A 20,556-nucleotide genomic window follows, 5' to 3' on the forward strand; every position below is an offset into this window, starting at 1 on the left:
CTCACTGATTGTTAGCGTTCCAGAATCCATTCATGGTCGGGGTCATTATGAAACTTCCACTTTCTTGCCGGTCCTGCCATTACATTTAAATAGTAAGATGTATATCCATCCGGAACCCCAACTGGGTGATAGCCCGCCGGCACGATGACAACGTTTTCATTTTCTACAGTCATTGTCTCGTCAATTGAACGGTCATCCGTATACACACGCTGGAATACAAAGCCTTGCGGCGGGTCCATTTCGTGATAATAAGTTTCTTCTAAAAAGGATTCTGCAGGTAAGTTTTCTTGGTCATGTTTATGAGGCGGGTAGCTCGACCAGTTTCCGCTGTCTGTATATACTTCAACAACTAACAGACTGTTTGCTGACGGGTCTGAATCTGGCAAAATGTTATGCACAATCCGTTTGTTTGAGCGTTTTCCGCGGTGTTCAACGCCGTTATCTTCCGCTTTGATCAGCTTTGTCGGCAGCTGCTTTTCAGATGGAGAATAGCAAAGCGCCACTCTGGCTTGGCTGACCGCTGTAATCTCAAAGGATTGATCGTTTGACACATAGACGCTGTCCGTCGGTATTCTTTCAAATACACTGTCGCGTGTGCCGATGCTTTCAAATGTTTGATCATGATCAGTGACTGTGATTTTACCTGTAACCGCAACAATGCAGCATTCTATTTTTTGTAATTCCTCTGTATAGCGGGAACCCGGTGCAAGGTCCACAACTTTAAATTCAACATATTCGAGATCTGAATTTGATGTTGTTACTTCATGTACAACCTTTACGCCTTGAGAAAGCTCATCCGTTTGAGGCTTTCGCAATAAATAACTCATAAAAAAAGACCTCCTCATTGGTTTTTAAAATAGGCCCGAACAACGCAGCCGCGCTGTTCGGTCTCTTCATATATTAGTTGAAATCAGGAGACGGATATCTTGCTGTCACTACTTTTTTACGAGTATAGAAGTCTACGCTGTCTTTTCCGTTCGCATGTAATGTGCCAAAGAATGAAGACTTCCAGCCGGAGAATGGGAAGAATGCCATTGGCGCCGGTACGCCCAAGTTGATGCCAAGCATTCCCGCATCAATGTTCTCACGGAAGTAACGAATGGCGTTGGCATTAGATGTGAACAAGCACGCGCCGTTTGCAAATTCAGACTCGTTGGCGATCTCAACGGCTTCCTTCAGATTTTTCACACGGATGACAGATAAGACAGGGGCGAAGATTTCGTCCTTCCAGATTGTCATATCCGTTGTCACGTTATCAAAGATCGTCGGTCCGACAAAGTAGCCTTCGTCAGATACGTTTTCACGGCCGTCACAAACCAGTCTCGCGCCCTCTTCAAGGCCTTTTTCAATATAACTGAGTGTGCGTTTTTTGTTATCTTCACGAATGACAGGTCCTAAGAACACACCGTCATCAAGTCCGTTCCCCATTTTCACGCTTGCCGCTTTTTCTTGTAATTTCGCCATGAATTCATCAGCGATTCCTTCTTCAACCGTTACGACCGCACAAGCCATGCAGCGTTCTCCGGCTGAACCAAATGCTGCGCCGATAATGTTTGTGATCGTATCTTCCATATGTGCGTCATTCAGGACAATCGTGTGATTTTTGGCGCCGGTCAAAGCTTGAACACGTTTTAAGTTTTCGCTTCCTTTTTTAAATACATATTCGCCGACCGGTTTAGATCCGACAAATGAAATCGCTTTAATTTCCGGGTGTTCGAGTACGCCGTTCACTACGTCATGAGCACCGTGCACTACGTTGAAGACCCCTTTTGGAAGTCCGGCTTGTTCGAAAAGCTCGACCAGCTTCTCGGTTAACAGCGGTGTACGCTCAGACGGTTTTAGAATGAATGTGTTTCCTAATGCGATCGCCATCGGGAACATCCAGCAAGGAACCATCATCGGGAAGTTAAATGGCGCGATTCCGCCGACAACTCCGATGGGATAGCGGTAGTTTGCAGCTTCTACATCAGTTGCGATTGATGCGAGGGAATCTCCCATCATCAAGGATGGCGCTCCTGCGGCAAACTCAACGTTTTCGATACCGCGTCCGACTTCGCCTAACGCTTCAGTTGTGTTTTTACCGTTTTCTAATGTGATCAGACGAGCGAGCTCTTCTTTATTTTGCTGGAGGAGCTGCTGGTAGTTAAATAGAATTCTTGCGCGGCGCGGCACAGCTACTTTTGACCACTTCTTAAAGGCTTGAGATGCTTTTTCAACCGCGTAATCTATATCTTCTTTAGTAGAAATCGGAACTTGGCACAGAACTTCTTTTGTTGCCGGATTGACAACGTCTTCATATTTATCTGTTTTACTTTCAACCCATTCACCATTAATGTAGTTTTTTAGTTTTCTAATTTCAGCCATCTTTATTGCCTCCTTCAATAGTAAACATCAAACGCTTATATAAATGATGCGAGGATGGTATAAATGATTGATTGCCATTATCCTTCATTCATGACCCGTTCTTCCAAAATGACTTGAATTAACCGCTTTCACTAAAGACCCGATAGTTTCTCATGGTTTAAACCTTATAAGAAACCAGAGCAACAGAGTATTTTTTGGTCATTTCTTGGTTATATTCTAATTGTATCTTACCCACAAGTCAACCATATTATCTTAATTTTTTCATTATTTTTATTATTTCTTTATCTCACACTTTTTGAGTCCAAACTTGGCTGTAAGACGAGTCCTTGCAAAAGACATATACGAGTGTTATCATTTTTTAAGTAAATATTGATTAACTTTTGGTTATGTTATATATTTGAATTAATTTAAGATTAGAAGGAGACTTTTGTATGAAACTGATGCGGATACAGGAGATGGAGGAATACATTTTAACGAATGGCACCGTTTCGTTAGATGAACTATGCCAGGTCTTCAATGTCTCTAAAAACACGGTCAGACGCGATATCAACAAATTAACTGAAAAGGGTGCCATCCAAAAAGTATACGGCGGTGTAACGTCAATTGAGAAATCAGCACTCGTTCCTTTTGAAAACCGTACAATCCAAAACCAAGATGAAAAAACGAAGATCGGCCATTATGCTTCACGATTTATAGAAGACCAAGATCTCATTTTCATCGACTCGGGCACAACCACCAAATCAATTATGGATACGCTTGATCAGGGCAGAAACGTGACGATTCTGACCAATAGCTTAGACGTAATCAATGCTGCCTCATCATTAAATAATGTGAATTTGCTTATCATCGGAAGCAGCTATAAGAGAAAAACAAGATCCTTTGTCGGAATTGATGATCCCGGCACATTAGACAAATACAACATTAACAAAGCCTTTATGTCATCAACCGGAATCACGCTCACACACGGTTTAACCAATTCCGATTTGATGGAATATGAAATCAAAAAGAAAATCTCTGAAAAAGCAAAAGAAGTGTATTTACTCGCTGATCACTCTAAATTTGGCAAGTCAACTCTGCTGACGTACGCACCGTTTAAGCGAGTGGATTGCATAGTAACATCGAAACCGCTGGATGAGGAATATAACAAGTTTTGCAAAGAGCATCAAATTGATATTCATCTGGCACAGGGTTAACATTAGAAGGGAACTTGACCGGGCATACATATGAAAGCGCCCCATCGGAAAAGTTTCATATATATCCATTCATTTTTCTAGGAGGATTAACCATGCAAAAAACAAGAATCGGCAAATCAGACCTGCAAGTATTTCCAATTGGTTTAGGAACAAATGCGGTTGGAGGGCACAACCTTTATCCAGATTTAAATGAAGAAGCAGGGAAAGAACTGGTTCGTGAAGCGCTTCGTAGCGGCGTGAATTTATTAGATACCGCTTACATTTACGGGGTAGGCCGCTCTGAAGAATTAATCGGCGAGGTCCTTCGTGAATATAACCGGGAAGATGTCATCATCGCAACAAAAGCCGCCCACAGAAAAGAAGGTGATGACTTTGTCTTTGATAACTCACCGGCATTTTTGAAACAATCTGTTGAAGACGCGCTTAAACGCCTTCAGACCGATTACATTGACCTTTTCTACATTCATTTTCCTGATGACCATACACCGAAAGATGAAGCCGTGAAAGCCCTGCATGAGTTAAAAATAGAAGGGAAAATCCGCGCGATCGGCGTATCTAACTTCTCTTTGGAACAATTAAAGGAAGCCAATAAAGACGGATTTGTCGATGTGCTGCAAGGCGAGTACAATCTGTTAAACCGTGAAGCAGAGTCAACATTCTTCCCGTATATTATGGAAAATAACATTTCATTCGTTCCGTTCTTCCCTCTAGTGTCAGGACTGCTGGCAGGGAAATACACAGAAGACACAACGTTCCCAGAGGGCGACCTTCGGAGAGAACAGGAAAATTTCCAAGGTGACCTTTTCAAAGAAAATATCAAGAAAGTCAATCAACTGGCGCCAATTGCCGAAAAGCACAATGTCGGCATTGCCCATGTGGTACTGGCTTGGTACCTTGCAAGACCTGAAATTAATATTTTAATACCTGGGGCAAAACGTGCAGAACAGCTGAAAGATAATATGAAAACAGTAAACGTTGAGCTATCAAAAGAAGATATTTCATTTATTGATGAATTGTTTGCTTAAGACATAAAACAGATTGATGACAAAATGCCAAAATGGTTTTATGTTTTGGCATTTTGTTTTCTTTTCAGCGCGGCGGACTTCGGCAGTCTGCCCGTGCCATTAGCCGCTGATCTTTTTCTCGTGAGCACCGGCGCGCAGACCTGACTCGGATCAATAAAAACCAAATTCAATCTGCCGTCTACAGCAAAATACTCCCCCCTCTCAAGCAGCAAAACAAAGCTTTCTTCTTGTCTGTCGGAGCTCCCTTCATGGTCCTTTTCTTGCGTGAGTGTGGTTTTGGCACTTAAAATGGTTCAGAAAGGAATGATCACTTTGGCAAAGACAGAATTTCCCCTTATCACTCACAATCTTTCTCTCGATCTAGTAAATACCGAAATCATAAGCTACGATAAACGGCACGATCACATCCATTCAGAAGAAGATCTGATGAAATGGTTAGACAAAATGGGAGAAGCAGCTCCTTTTCTAAACCGCTCTGCGTTAAAAAAAGTCCAAGAAGATTTTTCAAATGTATCACAAAAGATTCTCCAATTCCGCTCCGTACTGAGAGAACATTTCGAGAACATTGCCGAGGGCGGGGAGCCTGCACCGTCTTTTGTCTCTTTCCTACAAGACCAAATCGCAGTTGCTCCTTTTACTTATGAAATCATTGATGACAAGCTCGCGCGTATTCCTGCCGGAAACATTGATGATGCGATTCTTTCTCTTATCGCTTACGATGCATTATGGCTTATTCATACAAAAGAAATAAAGCAATTGAAGCGATGCGCCAATGAAAAGTGTATTTTGCTTTTTCTCGATAAGACCGGAAGACGAAAATGGTGCTCCATGAAGATATGCGGAAACAGACAAAAGGTCTCACGCCATCAGAAAAAAACAAATAAATGACATAAACGAGCAGAAAGCTGTCCTTCAATCGGACAGTTTTTTTATATCCACGCATTAAATTAACCGCTAAAATAATAATTGACAGGTTAGTTCTCAATGATTATTCTATACATACAGGAGGGGATAATTTTGGAAACCAACTATTTGTTGAAAATGAAAGGAAAGGGAAAAACGCCTTTAAAGATAAACGGTAAGGACGCTGCTACAGGTCTTATAGGCGGATTTATCACCATTTTGGCATTAGCCTCATTAACGTCTTACACATCAAGCCTATGGTTAATGGCGCCTTTTGGAGCGAGCTGTGTGTTAGCATTTGGCGCTTGGAATGCACCTTTATCACAACCCAGAAATGTGATTGGCGGCCACTTCATTTCTGCACTGACGGGCCTTATTGTGTTTCATTTATTCGGTGCTCATCCATGGACATTCGCATTAGGGGCAGGGCTCGCTATTTTCTTTATGATGCTGACCAAAACCACTCATCCTCCCGCTGGTGCAGACCCGATTGTTGTCATTCAGGGAGCGTATAGTTGGAGTTATTTGGTTTTTCCGGTGCTGATAGGATCTTTCATCATCGTGATTATCGCTCTCTTGCTGAATAACTTGCGTGAGAACCGCCAATATCCTACATTTTGGATATGAGTGACAACCTGCAATATTAAGCAAATTAAACTTTTTCAATCGCAAATGTTTCGAGTCTAATAGGTAAAGGGTACTAAACAATTACTTATAAAATCTTAGATATTCATCTATTGGTTCAAGACTGAGGAGGAACATTTGTGAACACAAACACAAGGAAATATATGATTTACTTTTTCGGTGCTTTAGGGGGGCTGCTTTACGGATACGATACGGGTGTCATCTCTGGAGCGCTGCTGTTTATCAACAATGACATTCCTTTAACGACATTAACAGAAGGATTGGTTGTCAGCATGCTTCTCCTTGGCGCGATTTTCGGTGCTGCCTTAAGCGGCACATGCTCAGATCGCTGGGGCAGGAGAAAGGTTGTATTTGTTCTATCCATTATTTTCATCATTGGAGCGTTGGTTTGTGCATTTTCTCAAAACATAACCATGCTGATTGCGTCTCGGGTGATTCTCGGTTTGGCTGTGGGAGGTTCAACGGCACTTGTACCCGTGTACCTTTCTGAAATGGCGCCGACGAAAATCCGCGGAACACTTGGAACCATGAACAATTTAATGATTGTAACGGGTATTTTACTCGCATATATCGTGAACTATCTTTTCACACCGTTTGAAGCATGGCGCTGGATGGTCGGTCTGGCTGCGGTGCCGGCCGTTCTTTTATTAATCGGTATCGCATTTATGCCGGAATCGCCAAGATGGCTGGTAAAGCGCGGGCGTGAAGATGAAGCAAAAAAAATCATGGAAATCACTCATGATCATCAAGAAGATATTGAAATGGAACTGGCAGAAATGAAACAAGGCGAGTCAGAGAAAAAAGAAACGACACTAGACTTGCTGAAAGCAAAATGGATTCGCCCCATGCTTCTGATTGGCGTCGGGCTCGCCGTTTTCCAACAGGCTGTCGGGATTAACACGGTAATCTACTATGCGCCGACCATTTTCACTAAGGCTGGTCTCGGGACATCGGCATCAGTGCTCGGCACGATGGGAATCGGCGTACTTAACGTCATCATGTGCATCACAGCGATGATACTTATAGACCGCATCGGCCGCAAAAAACTGCTGATCTGGGGAAGCGTCGGGATTACGCTGAGCCTGGCCGCACTATCGGCTGTGCTCCTGTCTTTGGGACTCTCTACATCAACAGCGTGGCTGACCGTCGTATTTCTCGGGGTTTATATCGTGTTTTACCAGGCGACATGGGGTCCGGTTGTATGGGTTCTGATGCCTGAACTCTTCCCGTCCAAAGCCCGCGGGGCCGCGACGGGCTTCACCACTTTGGTGTTATCCGCAACCAACCTTATCGTGTCGCTGGTCTTCCCATTGATGCTCAGCGCAATGGGCATCGCATGGGTCTTTACCATCTTTTCAGTCATTTGTCTTCTCTCATTTTTCTTCGCCCTCTACATGGTTCCTGAAACCAAAGGGAAAAGCTTAGAAGAAATTGAAGAAAGTCTGAAAAACCGATTTAAAAAGAAGAAAAACAGACAAAATCAAATGCTTAACGAGCGAACATCGTAAACAAAAAAGGAATCGTCTCTGGACGATTCCTTTTTTATGGTCACACCATAACCTTGCATATATTGTTCGTAAACTCCACCGGATCTTGGATCGGCAGACCTTCAATCAGAAGCGCTTGGTTATATAAAAGATTTGTGTACAAGCTCAATTTGTCTTTATCCTGTTCAAATGCATCTTGCAGTGTTTTGAATACCTCGTGATTCGGGTTGATTTCCAACACTTTTTCAGCCTTCACATTTTGATTGTCCGGCATCGCGTTTAGGATTTTTTCCATTTCGATTGTCACTTCGCCGTCAGCAGCAAGGCAGACCGGATGGGATTTGAGGCGTTTTGACACTTTGACGTTGTTGACTTTGCCAGACAGAATGCTTTTCATTTCCTCAAACAGATCTTTGTATTTGTTTTCTTCTTCTTCGGACTGTTTTTGATCCTCATCCGTATCGATTCCCAAATCACCGCTTGATACGGATTTGAACTCTTTTTCCTTATAAGTGGTAAGCATCTTAATCGCAAACTCGTCTATGTCCTCTGTAAAGTACAGAATTTCATAACCTTTGTCGGCTACCATTTCTGTTTGCGGCAATTTCTCAATTCGTTCATACGAATCACCGGACGCGTAATAAATATATTTCTGATCCTCCGGCATTCTGGAAACGTACTCATCTAAGCTGACCAGTTTTTTCTCCTTAGAAGAGTAGAATAATAAGAGATCCTTCAATACATCTTTATGAGCGCCGAACTCATTGTACACACCGAATTTCAGTTGTCTGCCGAAAGATTGATAGAATGATTCATATTTTTCTCTGTCATTTTTCAGCAGGCTTTGCAGTTCGCTTTTGATTTTTTTGTTGATGTTTTTCGCAATCAGCTTCAGCTGGCGGTCATGCTGCAGCATTTCTCTGGAAATGTTCAGTGACAGGTCCTCAGAATCAACCATCCCCTTCACAAAGCTGAAATGGTCCGGAAGCAGATCCGCACATTTGTTCATGATCAGTACGCCATTGGAATACAGCTCCAGCCCCTTCTCATATTCCTTAGAATAATAGTCAAACGGCATATTTTCAGGAATAAATAAAATTGCGTTATAGCGAACGGCGCCATCAACACTTATATGCACATGAGTGAGCGGTTTATCAAAGCCGTAATGCTTTTCAGAATAAAACGTTTCATAGTCCTCATCGGTCAGCTCGCTCTTGTTTTTTCTCCAGATCGGCACCATGCTGTTGACCGTCTGTTCTTCCTGAACCTCTTCAAACTCATTGTCACTGTCTTCTTTTGGCTTATTAACAGTCTCATCCATTTTGATCGGATAGCGAATGAAGTCAGAATACTTTTTGATAATCGCTTTTAAACGGTAGTTTTCTAAAAACTCATCATAGCTATCGTCTTCTGTATTCTCTTTGATCTTCAGGATAATGTCTGTTCCGACGGAATCCTTCTCACACTGCTCAATCGTGTAGCCGTCCGCACCCGCAGACTCCCACTTATACGCCTCTTCACTGCCGAGCGCCTTACTGACGACCGTCACCACATCGGCCACCATAAACGCCGCATAAAATCCGACACCAAATTGGCCGATGATATCATGTCCGTCCTTTAGTTCATTTTCCTTTTTAAACGCAAGAGAACCGCTTTTCGCAATGGTTCCGAGATGCTGTTCAAGCTCATCTTTTGTCATGCCAATCCCTGTATCAGAGATGGTCAGCGTTCTCGCATCTTTGTCAGCCGCTACTTTTATGTAGTAATTGTCTTTATCGAAAGTTAATGCATCATCTGTCAGCGCTCTGTAGTAAATTTTGTCAATCGCATCACTCGCATTGGAGATTAACTCACGCAGGAAGATTTCTTTTTGGGTGTAAATGGAGTTAATCATCATATCAAGCAGTCTTTTGGACTCTGCTTTAAATTCTTTTTTGGCCATTGAGATCGCTCCTTTAATTCTTGCTTTGATGTTATGTAAACTCTTTTCAACATCTATTTACCACATATAATGCCAACTGTCAATCATGTAATTCTTATACATGGGAAGATGCTTATATATGTAAATTTAACATTAGTTGGATGTATTTTCACTAATTTTTCTCAGTCATTCTGATAAAAAAGAGATGACAGTCAGCACAACAAACACGACCGGAATCATGACGAAGCAATAAAACTTGAGCTCCTTCTTATGCTGTACCTTCAAAACACATAAACCTCCCAACAAATCCTAGTTCATCTTAACATATGTTGGAATTTCTTTTCATGCATGTTTATCACTGTACACAGCGGGAAGACATATAGAAAAAGGAGGACTTGCTTTATGGGAAGACTTAAAAACAAAACCGCTGTGATCACAGGCGCTGCGACAGGCATTGGACAAGCAACGGCGCAGGTTTTTGCCAATGAGGGCGCGCGTGTGATTTGTGCAGATGTCAATGAAGATCAAATGAAAGAAACAGCCGAAAGTATCAGGAAAAACGGAGGGCAGGCGGAAGCCTTTCATCTCGATGTGTCAGATGAAGACAATGTAAAATCGTTTGCCGAACAAATGAAAGACACATTCGGAACGATTGATATTCTCTTTAACAACGCCGGCGTCGATCAGGAAGGCGGAAAAGTGCACGAATACCCGGTTGAACTGTTCGACCGTATTATCGCAGTCGACTTGCGCGGAACGTTTTTATGCAGCAAATACTTAATTCCGCTCATGCTCGAAAAAGGAGGCTCCATCATCAACACCTCCTCCATGTCAGGCAGGGCGGCGGACCTCGACCGTTCCGGCTACAATGCCGCAAAAGGCGGAATCACCAATTTCACAAAAGCGATGGCCATTGATTATGCAAGAAACGGCATTCGCGTCAATTCCATCTCGCCGGGCACGATTGAAACACCACTGATTGACAAACTGGCAGGCACAAAGGAACAAGAAATGGGAGAGAAATTCCGCGAGGCCAATAAATGGATCACACCGCTCGGCCGTTTAGGAAAGGCGAAGGAAATGGCCACCGTGGCGCTGTTCCTCGCTTCAGACGACAGTTCTTATGTAACTGGGGAAGACATTACGGCAGACGGCGGCATTATGGCGTATACATGGCCTGGGAAAATGCTGATTGATGAGAAATGGAAGGAAGAAACGGAATAAGAAGCAGAAAAGAAGTCGAAAAAGACACCGATCGCAGGTGTCTTTTTTTTATTCCTTGTATTTCGCATATGATCATAGCGAACTATAGCAGAATTACTTTATATTTCTTCACATCCAAAAACTGCAGAAACTCCCTAGCCAGCACTTCCGGCGCATGTTCTTTCCCTTCATGAAGCCGATACAAGATCAGCCCGATTATCATAGCGGCGACATAATAGGCATAGAGTTTCTTGCCCGCATGAATATCGACCTGCTGGTGTAAATAAAACGATTCTAATGCTATGAAGATCTCAGGTATCAAATCAGGAATTCCATAGTCCGTATCGAGAAAATGCATGATGGACATCTGATCAGATAAAGCAGAAAACAACCGGACAATCGCCACTTCCGCTTCTGCCATGGAATAGGTTTCCGGATTGGCTGTAATCGTAAATATCTCAATCAGCTCAGAGCATGATTGATGAATCATCGTTTTTAACAATTCCTCTTTATTCGCATAGTGGTCATAAAAGGTTGCCCGGCGGATATTACTTTTGCGGGTAATGTCTGAAATGGTTACCGCCGCATACTCTTTTTTCTCCACAATTAACTCGAGTAAGGCCTCTTGCAAGGCTTGTCTCGTCCGGACAATACGCCGGTCTGTGTGCTTTTCTTCCTTCTGCTTGACCGCAGCGGGATTTCCAAACAGCCAATAAAATCGTTTTTGAGAAATGAGGTCCCACACTTGTTGGCTGACGTCCTCCGCAGAAGCAGCAAGATCCTCTTTCAGCCAATATAAAATGATCGCGTACGTATAAAGAGCCCGGTAGTGCCCGTAAATATCTTGCTCAATCGGCGTCAGATTCGCATTGATCGGAGACAGCATGACATCCTGATGGAATACATCTCTAAAGAATCGATGAAAATTGAGATACGGCATTTTGTCCCTGTCCATCATCGTGTAAAAAAAAGACCTGTGCTGATCGACAAACGATAACGTCGGATGCACCTTTTGCCACTTGCGGTTCAAATTCAAATAATCCTTATTCTTCAGAGAATCATACAGAGCTTGACTCAGCCCTTCCTTCATTTCCTCTGCAATGTCTTCAAAAACCGAAAATTTATCCTCGTAATAAAGGTAAAGTGTCCCTCGGCTCACATTGGCATGCCCGGCTATTTCTTTCATTGTGATTTGGCGAATATCTCTTTCCTTCAGCAAGACCAGCAGTGCTTTTTTGATGTCAGCCGTCACAGAATCCGGCATAAGAGACATCTCCTCTCATTAGACAGATGTTCTATAAATGTACGGTAACGTATAAATGCTTTTCCACTGTCTTTCATTAAGAAATGACACCACTTTATAATAGTTGCGAGACAATAAGAAAGCAAATACAGGGGGATATAACAATGGATCAACAACTAAAAATCGACATTCAGCGTGTCTTTCAATTACAGAAAAATAACCAAAAAGCGTTGCGTGCCTCAACAGCTGAGCAGCGCAGAGAAAAACTGAACCGTTTACTCGAAGCGGTTGTCGCACATGAGGAAGACATCATTGAAGCCATTCGCAAAGACGTACGGAAACCATATCACGAGGTCAAAAAAGCGGAAACCGCAGGAACGATAAAAGCCATTAAAGATAATATGGACAACCTGGAAAAATGGATGGCGCCAAAAGAAGTCGGTTCCTCTTTACATCCGGATGCAAACGGCATTTTAATGTACGAGCCAAAAGGAGTTACGTTAATCCTCGGCCCATGGAATTATCCGTTTATGCTCACAATGGCGCCGCTTGCCGCTTCTATCGCAGCAGGAAACAGCGCGATTGTGAAACTGTCCGACTTCACGATGAACACAAGCCATATCGCCGCAAAAGTGATTCGTGAAGCGTTTGATGAAAAAGAAGTCGCGATTTTTGAAGGGGAGGTTGAGGTTGCAACTGAGCTGCTCGATCAGCCGTTCGACCACATTTTCTTCACAGGAAGCACAAATGTAGGAAAAATCGTCATGACAGCCGCGGCGAAGCATTTGGCATCCGTCACACTGGAGCTTGGCGGAAAAAGTCCGACCATTATTGACAGTGAATACGATATGCTGGACGCGGCGAAAAAAATCGCGGTCGGCAAATTTGTGAATGCAGGCCAAACATGTATCGCGCCGGATTATATTTTCATTAAAAAGGACGTACAAGACCAATTTGCCGGCCTTTTACAAACGATTGTCAACGCCGGATTTATGGAGGACGATCATACCGTTGATCGAAATAAGTTCACGCAAATTGTCAATGACCGCAACTTTTATCGCGTGAAAGACTTGTTCGATGATGCCATCAGTAAAGGCGCGGAAGTCGTGTTCGGCGGCACATTTGATGCAAGCGACCGCACCATTTCACCAACGGTACTGAAAAACGTAACACCGGATATGAAAATCATGCAGGAAGAAATCTTTGCGCCTATCCTGCCTCTGATGAACTATGAAGACATAGACGAGGTCATTGATTACATTACTGATCGCGATAAACCCCTTGCTTTGTACGTATTCAGCCACAATCAAGAACTTATTGATAACGTCTTACAGCATACAACTTCTGGAAATGCCGCTGTGAATGATGTCGTCGTTCATTTCAGTGACGTGAACCTGCCATTTGGCGGTGTCAATACAAGCGGAATCGGCTCTTACCATGGGGTATACGGATTCAAAGAGTTTTCACATGAAAAAGGCGTATTTATTCAAGCAGCTAAGTAGTTTATAAGCCGATCACACAAGGCGCTCCCTTTTAAACGGGGAGCGCCTTTTTTACTATTTTGCTGTGCCAAAATCTTGACCATTTGACCTGTCCCTTATTTGGGGACTTTCAAAATTAAAAGCAGGCTATTTCAGAGTGCTTTTTGGAATGTTCGTGGTGAGCGGAAAGCGATAAAAAACCAAACCACATTCCCAATTAAACTTGCGATGCAAAAAACAGTGACCCCCATTAAGGAAGAAATTGAATAATCTCCAACCGCTCCCATCACGATCATAACGGCCATCACCGAAAGACTGATCAGCAGTCCAATCGCGCAAAATACTGCCATTACAATCTTCATAGCCTTTACGCCCAGCATGTATACGATTAAAGGGAGAAGATAAAAAACAAGAATAGTGCCCACTGCCATCCACATCCCTAAAGTGTTAAATTGATTAGCCTTAGGCCCTGTATCCGCTACAGGAGAGAGTGAGGCGGTGACAATCAGCAAGCAGAAGAGTAACGCAGAAACCAAGGTCATCACGATTATACCGTTTTTCTTTGTTTTCATATTTTGCTTTCCTTTCTCAACTTCAAATCAATCTGTCAGCTTTTTATGATTTGAAATTTTATCAGTTTACTACTGTTATAATAAAACAAAAAAGGATTATAATCTATATTATTTTTCCTATATTAACCACAATACTCATTGGTAAATCACATTTATAGAAAAGAAAATCGAACAGTAAAAAACTTGTCGGTTTGGTAAAATACGAATCCAAAAAACAGCATCCTCGGTCATCTGGCACTGTTCCATGATTTCTTTTAATGTAAAAGACATTTTCTATCACCGCCACTGGTAGATTTATATTGTAGAAAAACAAGGATAAAAGACTCATTTTTAAGAATATTAGGATTTTATCACCATATCATATTGCAAATACCTTTTTTGCAAAGTATACTATTCCAGATTACTTCAAGGGAGAGAAAAATATACATGGAAAAACCAGCAGGATTTTGGATTCGTTTTTTAGCTTATATTATTGATTTTATTATAGTAGGAATACCAACTTATATCATTCAATTTATCATTACTTCCATTTTTGTGGTTGGCGCGGTATCAGCAAACCCAGGCGGAATGACAGAGGAAGAATATACAATCATCTACTTGATCTTCGGAGTAATGCCTATGATTATTATTTCTGTCATTTTAGGAATCTTATATTACGGCCTGTTAACAGCTTCTAAAATGCAAGGTACACTCGGTAAGAAAATCCTCGGTCTCAAAGTAGTCAATGAACAAGGCGGACGGGTTTCAGTCGGACAGGGAATCGGCCGTTACTTTGCATACATATTATCTGGAATTATCTTTTATATCGGTTTTATCATGGTCGCCTTCGGACAGAAAAAAGGGCTGCATGATATCATTTGTCAAACACGTGTTGTCTATAAATAAAGGAATACATAAAAAGTCTAGACGTCAAAAAGAGTCTAGACTTTTGTGTGTTTACGTAAACTAAACTATTATTTTGATTCCTTGAAAATCGGCTGCCATTTTAAATACGTGGCGCTTCTCCACAACCACTCAAACGGTCCCATCCGGAATGTTCGCAGCCAAAGATGGCTGACAATCATTTGGAGAGCACATATGGCTATTGTCACGAGAATACCGACAGCAGGATATACTTTTCCGTATAAACCCAATCCGAAATGATAGAAAATCCACGTTCCAATGACAGATTGCATGAGATAGTTGGTGAACGCTGTTCTTCCAACGGCGGAAAAGTACTGCAAGGGCTTAGCGAATCTTGTCTTATGATAAAGATATACAATCGTTGTGACATAGAAAAACATCAGAAAAGGCGCGCCGATCAGCATAAAGACTTCCTTCTCGAACAGCCCGTACAGAACATGGCTGCCAACTCCTATTATCAGTCCTGCGAGCCACACTCTTTTTAATGCCTGACGATGCTTTTCAGGCTGATGCAGCAATCCTGCCTTCGCTGCCGCTGCCCCGAGCAAAAACATACTGAAATACGGAATGGAAGCCAGAAAGAATACAAGCGGGTTATATGTTAACATGCCGTTCATTGACATATAAGCCATGCGATCATGAACCCGCTGTTCAGCAATTTCTTTAAAGCTGCCGCTGCTGTAAACCTGCAACGTTTGCTTCGCTTCTTGTTCAATTTGTTGAATCGTCTCTTGCTTCCATTCCTGTCCGTCTGAAGGAGAAAAGCTCGACAAAAAGAAAGGAATCGAAAACATGAGATACAAAGCGGCCGCCCATATCACCAGCGTTTTCGTCTTTGCTTTTCTAAATAAAAGTAAGATAAAGCCAAGCAGGGCGTACTGCGTTAATATATCTCCGTCCCACACCAAAAACGCATGAATCGTTCCAAGAATCAGCAATGCTAATAATCTTCTAATATAAAGCGGGACAAAACGCTGTCCTTTGCTTAACGATCTCTCCATCATCACAACCATGCCAAATCCAAATAAAAACGAAAACAATAAAATGAACTTGGTTTGGATCAATAAATCCAATATCATCCTGACACCGAAATCTAAATCAGACCACTTTTCTGTAAAAAAGTTATCTTTTCCAAGCACAGATAAATATACATCCGGATAACTGAAATGAGCCAAATTAACAAATAAGATACCGAAAATTGCTATTCCTCTTAAGACATCAAGCACCTGAATACGTTCATCTTTCAGGGTTGGCTGTAATGTAGTCAACTGCAACACGCTCCTTTTTTCTATACATTTAGCTTATGAAAAAAAGTCGTGCTGAAAAATCGATTTAGGTGGCAGTTTACGAGTTAAACCTTACAATATTGTCATTTTTACGGATTAACAACCTTCAAATCCAGTTTTTCGATATTCTGCATGACACGATCAAATCGCAGAGCTTGAGGTTCACTTGGGAAAATGTGATCTTCATACGGTTCACCTAACGTACGGAAAAACGGCTCAAACAAGCCCGGAACCAATACGCCCACCATCTTCGTATAATGCGAATCCAGTCGGTAGGAGTGAACAGTATGGGCAGGAACATGCAGGAAATCGCCAGGGTTTAACTGAATTTCTTCACCATCCGCCCACATTGTCATTTGCCCTTCAAGGCAGAAGAAGGTCTCTGTGTGATGTTCATGATAGTGATCTACGATGCGATCGCCTTTTGGCCCTTCAGATGAAACAACGATAAATTGCCCATCTGTATTCCTTTGAGCCGCCACAATACGGTGAAGCTGATCACCCGTCAATAGGCGCTCTCCTTCTCCAGACTCAATCACATATGGGACAACATCATCAGGGACCTTCTTATTTTCCACTAGCTTCGCCGCACCGGCTGGTTTTTCACCTTCAATAAATGTAATGTCCGCAACAGCAGCCGCTTCTGCAAAGTGCTCATTCGACACCTCTTCGCTCACGTGCGGCGGATGCTCAGCCTTGTCATATGGCGTTCCAATCACAGAATACATACGCGCCGCATTCCCTTTCATCGTGTAAGACACAAACCGGGTTCTGTGGCTCTGCATCCGATAGCTGTGGGGCGTTCCTGCTGGGATTTGCGCATAATCCCCGGACAGCAAGAGATGATTCTCTCCATCAAGTGTAAGCTCAAGTTTTCCATCAAGGACAAAAATTCCTTCATGCGTATCCTTGTGCATGTGCAGCGGAAAATGTTCTCCTTTTCCTCCAGAAAGCAGCACGATCTCAAACAGACCGCCTGTGCTCTTTCCATTTGCCATAATGGTTGCTACCTGTCTGCCGAACAGATAACGCTCTCCTTCGCCGCTTCGAAGCAAATAAGGCATTTTTTCTTCAGGTAATGTATGTTTTAATAAAGTTTTCATCTTGTTTCCTCCAATTTAGACCAGTCTATATATTTATTAAATGACTAGACCGTTCTATATAATTGTAGGGGAAAGGATAACAAAATGCTACCCTTTTTTTCTCACCAGCACGGGAATTTGCTCCGCAATGAGAAGAAGGGGGGCTTTGTTTTTATTCGTTAAGGAAAGCATAATACCGCCTTCAATCATAGAATTAATCAGCGTTCCCAGCTTGCTTGCTTCTTCTTCTTCAAATCCGTTTTGCATTAATTTTCCGGCGAAAACCGCTTCCCAGCTTTTAAAAACCTTCATGCAAACCGTACGCAGCGGTTCACTGATTAACGCTGTCTCACTTGCCAATAAGCCGACTGGAATGCCTTGAATGCTCTCCATACTATCAAACTGACTCGCTGTTTCTTTTATAAATAGCTGAATCGCTTCGACAGGATCAGTGACCTTGTCCATACTGTGCCGAATGATATCTTCAATAAATCTTCCTGTATATGTAACCGCTTCAATCGCTAACTCTTCTTTTCCGTTCGGGAAAAAGTGATAAAGGGACCCTTTCGGAGCACCGCTTTCTTTTACAATCTGATTTAAACCGGTCGCGTGATATCCTTGCAGCTGAAACAGGCGTGACGCCGTATGAAGAATTTTCTCACGTGAATCTCCTCTGCTACTCATTGAAACATTCCCTCCTAGGTATGGTGAAGAGCGACTTATATAATATAAAAAAGAACCGTGTGAATGTCAAAAAGAGATAAAAACCTCGTCGATGGTATATATGTTTTTATAATCACGAACGATTGCAGAAAAAATTAAACCAATGTGCTCCAATAGAGTACCGAAACACACTGATTTTATAGCTGGCTGCTTGACAGGGATAAGACCCATGCACCACAGGTAAGATGATAAATGGAAAACCGCCATGCTATACTCTTTTTTAACCATATGAGATACCAGCCCACTCCTTTTAGGCTGTCGGGATGTCTCGGCAATCTGTAAATCTTATCTCACCCTCACTGTCTATTTCGATATTCTTCTTATGATTGATGGTAATGGAAAGCGGATAAACTTCAGCTTTTTTGTCTGAAAAAATCCAGCGGCGTCCTCTAGGCCCTAACAGTAAAAACGCCCCTTCCTCATACTCTCCCATAAAATTTAACCCATCTTCTTTTACCGATTCTTCATATCTGACCGGAACCCCAAACTGAATGAGACCCTTCCCTGCTGAAATCACATCATTTGTTGTGATATTAATTTCACTAATATCGATAACAGACTGAACTGAAAAATTTTCATCACTCGCCGCTGATGAATTTCTAGCTATAAATTCTACTATATTATGAGACGGATCTGAGAAATAAAGTGAATAGGCATCTGAATGCTCAAAGTAAACTTCATCCTCATCATCTTCTTTATGTAACGTTACTTTACTTTTCGCCCAAGTTTTGGCTTCTTTAAACTTATTCTGAGGGATATTAAAAGCAAAATGATAGAAAGGTTCCTCATCAGAATGGCTTTTCCTGATTTCCAATTCACTGCAGCCGGCCTTAATTGAAAAAGCGTCTTCACTGCTTTCTATTAAAGGAAATCCAAGCTCATGAACATAAAAATGTCTCATTTGATCTACATCATTACTATACAGAGTCACCTTGCTTATTAACATTCAAGCCCCTCCCATTTTCTTCTTTTTTCCATCATATCACTGGTTAAGATGTCCATCCAATTGATCGGCTTTGGAAATGGGGAAAAAAGATGGCATTATTAATTCTTCATCTTTTTTAAACCTTCTACTAAAAAGGAGAATAATAAAAAATAAAATAGCAAATACCAACCCTTGAACAAAGTAATTGGTATTTTTATGATTTTCTTTTCTGGATGAAAATTCTATAAAATAACATCAAAATCTGCTGAAATACAATAGTATAATTGGTGAAAACATATAGATTAACGGGACTGTTGCCAATGCGGCTAGTGAGAAAGAATATAAAAAACAGGAAGTACTTTAAAGCAGGTTTAGTGATTGAATCGGCAGGCAGCGGAGGTGTCAAATAAAGAAGACTGCCAGAAAATTCTACTTTGTTGGCAGTCTTCACTCAATATCGTATTTTTTATTGTGATCACTCTTTAAAGAAATCAATCAATGGTTGAAAGTCCTGAGCTAAATCAACGCCATTCGGCTCTGCTTGAAGCAAACGATCTATCATCTGTTCCAATTTCTCAATATCCTGCTTATCTGTATATTCAATGAAGTTTAAGCCCTCTAGCCAATCTCGATAAGAATGTTTTGCTTTCCCATAGCTATTCCCAAAGACAAGGCAAGGCGTTTTCGTAATAATTGAGAAAATCATCGCATGCAAGCGGTCTGTGATCACTAATTTACTAGAACTAATGCGGTCAAGCATCTCCAGAAAATGTTTCTCGCGCTCGGCATAATCAATCGTGTCTACAGTATCCAGCACGGTATCCGTTCGCTCCACATAGGTCGTTTTCTCTGCCCATTTCATCATTTGAGATACAAAGTCTTCATCGGTTACTTTCTCTTTATCCGCTCTTAAAATAAAGAGAACGCCGTCCCGTTCAAGCTCTCTCGGCTCTATATCTAAAGACAGCACCATATCCGGAGTGAAAATCACATCTGAATTGAATGTTTCTTTTACCACATCTAGTGTTTGTGTCTCACGAGCGGCAATCGTTAAATTCGAATTTTGATGATAAGCATTCTGCGTTTTCTTCTTCTCTTTATTTCCTTCTTCCGTATCTTCAAAGTACACTGATTGCGGAAGAGAGATAGATTTATAATCTTTAAAAGCCGCAAAGACCTTTCTTCTGTCTTCCTCAATATCGAGGTAAAGGTTTCCTAAATTACCCCCGCCAGTAAAACAGACAATATCGTCTTCACGAATGATTTCCTTTACCAATTCAATGCCTTCATCTGTTGCATAATCCATCATTTCAATGTACTCATAGTAAGGAAAATGATTCTTAATAAATTTCTCTTCTGCATACGCAATTGCCTGATCCCCAATGTTTGTATAACTTGGTGAACCAAACAGAAACACTTTTCGTTTATCATTTAATAAGGCTTCCGGCTCCACATTCGGAGCGATACCTTTCACTAGTTTTTTACCTTTGATTTCTTGTACGGTCATACTGATGTCCTCCTTCTGGGCTGATTATCTTATTGTTCTGTACCCCGAAAGGAGGAGGGGTATGCGCGTGTGTGTGTTTGACTTAAAAACGCA

At 41.9% G+C, this 20,556-nt stretch carries 20 protein-coding genes and 1 pseudogene; 9 read left to right on the forward strand and 12 right to left on the reverse strand.

From position 1 onward, the window contains the following. Positions 1–11: 11 nt before the first annotated feature. Positions 12–827: a 5-deoxy-glucuronate isomerase gene (gene iolB, locus AAHT65_RS05780; protein WP_088118329.1), complete on the reverse strand. Its 816-nt coding sequence runs from the start codon at positions 825–827 to the stop codon at positions 12–14. A 73-nt stretch (positions 828–900) separates the two neighbouring features. After that, positions 901–2,364, reverse strand: a complete 1,464-nt coding sequence (iolA, locus tag AAHT65_RS05785; protein ID WP_268488920.1) for a methylmalonate-semialdehyde dehydrogenase — start codon at positions 2,362–2,364, stop codon at positions 901–903. Between the two features lie 431 nt (positions 2,365–2,795). Between iolA and AAHT65_RS05790 the strand changes: the two genes are divergently transcribed. Both AAHT65_RS05790 and AAHT65_RS05795 read left to right on the forward strand, forming a co-directional pair. Beyond that, the gene (locus AAHT65_RS05790; RefSeq protein ID WP_088118330.1) at positions 2,796–3,557 is read left to right on the forward strand and encodes a DeoR/GlpR family DNA-binding transcription regulator; all 762 of its coding nucleotides are present in this window, start codon (positions 2,796–2,798) and stop codon (positions 3,555–3,557) included. A 92-nt stretch (positions 3,558–3,649) separates the two neighbouring features. After that, on the forward strand, positions 3,650–4,582 hold the full coding sequence (locus AAHT65_RS05795) for an aldo/keto reductase (RefSeq protein ID WP_106360269.1): 933 nt from the start codon (positions 3,650–3,652) through the stop codon (positions 4,580–4,582). Positions 4,583–4,620: 38 nt separating this feature from the next. Here the strand turns inward: AAHT65_RS05795 and AAHT65_RS05800 are convergent, their stop codons facing one another. Then, the gene (locus AAHT65_RS05800) at positions 4,621–4,794 is read right to left on the reverse strand and encodes a hypothetical protein (RefSeq protein WP_258176543.1); all 174 of its coding nucleotides are present in this window, start codon (positions 4,792–4,794) and stop codon (positions 4,621–4,623) included. 91 nt (positions 4,795–4,885) lie between these two features. Here AAHT65_RS05800 and AAHT65_RS05805 point away from each other — a divergent pair, with 91 nt between their 5' ends. The 3 genes from AAHT65_RS05805 to AAHT65_RS05815 all read left to right on the forward strand — a co-directional run bounded on the left by AAHT65_RS05805 (position 4,886) and on the right by AAHT65_RS05815 (position 7,638). Further along, positions 4,886–5,470: a CGNR zinc finger domain-containing protein gene (locus AAHT65_RS05805; protein WP_106360345.1), complete on the forward strand. Its 585-nt coding sequence runs from the start codon at positions 4,886–4,888 to the stop codon at positions 5,468–5,470. A gap of 96 nt (positions 5,471–5,566) precedes the next feature. Further along, positions 5,567–6,112 (forward strand): HPP family protein, encoded by a 546-nt coding sequence (locus tag AAHT65_RS05810; RefSeq protein ID WP_061668935.1) that lies wholly within the window; start codon positions 5,567–5,569, stop codon positions 6,110–6,112. Positions 6,113–6,249: 137 nt separating this feature from the next. Next, positions 6,250–7,638: a sugar porter family MFS transporter gene (locus AAHT65_RS05815; RefSeq protein ID WP_106360270.1), complete on the forward strand. Its 1,389-nt coding sequence runs from the start codon at positions 6,250–6,252 to the stop codon at positions 7,636–7,638. Between the two features lie 40 nt (positions 7,639–7,678). Here the strand turns inward: AAHT65_RS05815 and htpG are convergent, their stop codons facing one another. Together htpG and AAHT65_RS05825 are read right to left on the reverse strand one after the other, a co-directional pair. Then, positions 7,679–9,559, reverse strand: a complete 1,881-nt coding sequence (gene htpG, locus AAHT65_RS05820; protein WP_010790465.1) for a molecular chaperone HtpG — start codon at positions 9,557–9,559, stop codon at positions 7,679–7,681. Positions 9,560–9,733: 174 nt separating this feature from the next. Next, positions 9,734–9,823 (reverse strand): annotated as a pseudogene (locus AAHT65_RS05825) (hypothetical protein); the annotation flags it as partial. 117 nt (positions 9,824–9,940) lie between these two features. Between AAHT65_RS05825 and AAHT65_RS05830 the strand changes: the two are divergent. After that, positions 9,941–10,762, forward strand: coding sequence for an SDR family oxidoreductase (locus tag AAHT65_RS05830; RefSeq protein ID WP_106035124.1), 822 nt, complete (start codon positions 9,941–9,943; stop codon positions 10,760–10,762). 82 nt (positions 10,763–10,844) lie between these two features. On the opposite strand, the gene AAHT65_RS05835 is transcribed toward AAHT65_RS05830, so the two are convergent. Next, positions 10,845–12,005, reverse strand: a complete 1,161-nt coding sequence (locus AAHT65_RS05835) for a TetR/AcrR family transcriptional regulator (RefSeq protein WP_343311125.1) — start codon at positions 12,003–12,005, stop codon at positions 10,845–10,847. A gap of 143 nt (positions 12,006–12,148) precedes the next feature. Between AAHT65_RS05835 and AAHT65_RS05840 the strand changes: the two genes are divergently transcribed. Beyond that, entirely contained in the window at positions 12,149–13,486 is a 1,338-nt protein-coding gene (locus tag AAHT65_RS05840) for an aldehyde dehydrogenase family protein (protein ID WP_088118337.1), read from the forward strand. Positions 13,487–13,617: 131 nt separating this feature from the next. Here AAHT65_RS05840 and AAHT65_RS05845 read toward each other — a convergent pair whose 3' ends face one another. Next, complete coding sequence (locus AAHT65_RS05845; protein WP_035175364.1) at positions 13,618–14,037, reverse strand: DUF5391 family protein; 420 nt, start codon at positions 14,035–14,037, stop codon at positions 13,618–13,620. A 426-nt stretch (positions 14,038–14,463) separates the two neighbouring features. Between AAHT65_RS05845 and AAHT65_RS05850 the strand changes: the two genes are divergently transcribed. After that, positions 14,464–14,922: an RDD family protein gene (locus AAHT65_RS05850; RefSeq protein ID WP_063638304.1), complete on the forward strand. Its 459-nt coding sequence runs from the start codon at positions 14,464–14,466 to the stop codon at positions 14,920–14,922. Between the two features lie 68 nt (positions 14,923–14,990). Here the strand turns inward: AAHT65_RS05850 and AAHT65_RS05855 are convergent, their stop codons facing one another. The 3 genes from AAHT65_RS05855 to AAHT65_RS05865 form a co-directional block, all read right to left on the reverse strand. Beyond that, positions 14,991–16,208, reverse strand: coding sequence for a DUF418 domain-containing protein (locus AAHT65_RS05855; protein WP_343311126.1), 1,218 nt, complete (start codon positions 16,206–16,208; stop codon positions 14,991–14,993). Positions 16,209–16,315: 107 nt separating this feature from the next. Then, positions 16,316–17,329, reverse strand: a complete 1,014-nt coding sequence (locus tag AAHT65_RS05860; RefSeq protein WP_343311127.1) for a quercetin 2,3-dioxygenase — start codon at positions 17,327–17,329, stop codon at positions 16,316–16,318. Between the two features lie 87 nt (positions 17,330–17,416). After that, positions 17,417–17,992, reverse strand: coding sequence for a TetR/AcrR family transcriptional regulator (locus AAHT65_RS05865; protein ID WP_199679998.1), 576 nt, complete (start codon positions 17,990–17,992; stop codon positions 17,417–17,419). Positions 17,993–18,090: 98 nt separating this feature from the next. Between AAHT65_RS05865 and AAHT65_RS21595 the strand changes: the two genes are divergently transcribed. After that, positions 18,091–18,174 carry an IS3 family transposase gene (locus AAHT65_RS21595; protein ID WP_141292157.1) on the forward strand — a complete coding sequence of 28 codons (84 nt, stop codon included), beginning with the start codon at positions 18,091–18,093 and terminating at the stop codon, positions 18,172–18,174. 107 nt (positions 18,175–18,281) lie between these two features. Here the strand turns inward: AAHT65_RS21595 and AAHT65_RS05870 are convergent, their stop codons facing one another. Both AAHT65_RS05870 and AAHT65_RS05875 read right to left on the reverse strand, forming a co-directional pair. Further along, positions 18,282–18,977, reverse strand: coding sequence for a glyoxalase (locus tag AAHT65_RS05870; protein WP_343311128.1), 696 nt, complete (start codon positions 18,975–18,977; stop codon positions 18,282–18,284). A 454-nt stretch (positions 18,978–19,431) separates the two neighbouring features. After that, positions 19,432–20,463, reverse strand: a complete 1,032-nt coding sequence (locus AAHT65_RS05875; protein ID WP_063638309.1) for a polysaccharide pyruvyl transferase family protein — start codon at positions 20,461–20,463, stop codon at positions 19,432–19,434. Between the last annotated feature and the right edge of the window lie 93 nt (positions 20,464–20,556).

This window comes from Bacillus atrophaeus, from assembly GCF_039519175.1.
Taxonomy (GTDB): Bacteria; Bacillota; Bacilli; order Bacillales; family Bacillaceae; genus Bacillus; species Bacillus atrophaeus.

Coding starts and splice junctions, on each gene's coding strand:
- AAHT65_RS05835 (WP_343311125.1), bottom strand. CDS start 12,005: ATGCCGGATTCTGTGACGGCTGACATCAAAAAAGCACTGCTGGTCTTG.
- AAHT65_RS05850 (WP_063638304.1), top strand. CDS start 14,464: ATGGAAAAACCAGCAGGATTTTGGATTCGTTTTTTAGCTTATATTATT.
- AAHT65_RS05865 (WP_199679998.1), bottom strand. CDS start 17,992: ATGAGTAGCAGAGGAGATTCACGTGAGAAAATTCTTCATACGGCGTCA.
- AAHT65_RS05845 (WP_035175364.1), bottom strand. CDS start 14,037: ATGAAAACAAAGAAAAACGGTATAATCGTGATGACCTTGGTTTCTGCG.
- AAHT65_RS05830 (WP_106035124.1), top strand. CDS start 9,941: ATGGGAAGACTTAAAAACAAAACCGCTGTGATCACAGGCGCTGCGACA.
- AAHT65_RS05875 (WP_063638309.1), bottom strand. CDS start 20,463: ATGACCGTACAAGAAATCAAAGGTAAAAAACTAGTGAAAGGTATCGCT.
- htpG (WP_010790465.1), bottom strand. CDS start 9,559: ATGGCCAAAAAAGAATTTAAAGCAGAGTCCAAAAGACTGCTTGATATG.
- AAHT65_RS05840 (WP_088118337.1), top strand. CDS start 12,149: ATGGATCAACAACTAAAAATCGACATTCAGCGTGTCTTTCAATTACAG.
- AAHT65_RS05870 (WP_343311128.1), bottom strand. CDS start 18,977: ATGTTAATAAGCAAGGTGACTCTGTATAGTAATGATGTAGATCAAATG.
- AAHT65_RS05860 (WP_343311127.1), bottom strand. CDS start 17,329: ATGAAAACTTTATTAAAACATACATTACCTGAAGAAAAAATGCCTTAT.
- iolA (WP_268488920.1), bottom strand. CDS start 2,364: ATGGCTGAAATTAGAAAACTAAAAAACTACATTAATGGTGAATGGGTT.
- AAHT65_RS05805 (WP_106360345.1), top strand. CDS start 4,886: ATGATCACTTTGGCAAAGACAGAATTTCCCCTTATCACTCACAATCTT.
- AAHT65_RS05810 (WP_061668935.1), top strand. CDS start 5,567: ATGATTATTCTATACATACAGGAGGGGATAATTTTGGAAACCAACTAT.
- AAHT65_RS05795 (WP_106360269.1), top strand. CDS start 3,650: ATGCAAAAAACAAGAATCGGCAAATCAGACCTGCAAGTATTTCCAATT.
- AAHT65_RS05790 (WP_088118330.1), top strand. CDS start 2,796: ATGAAACTGATGCGGATACAGGAGATGGAGGAATACATTTTAACGAAT.
- iolB (WP_088118329.1), bottom strand. CDS start 827: ATGAGTTATTTATTGCGAAAGCCTCAAACGGATGAGCTTTCTCAAGGC.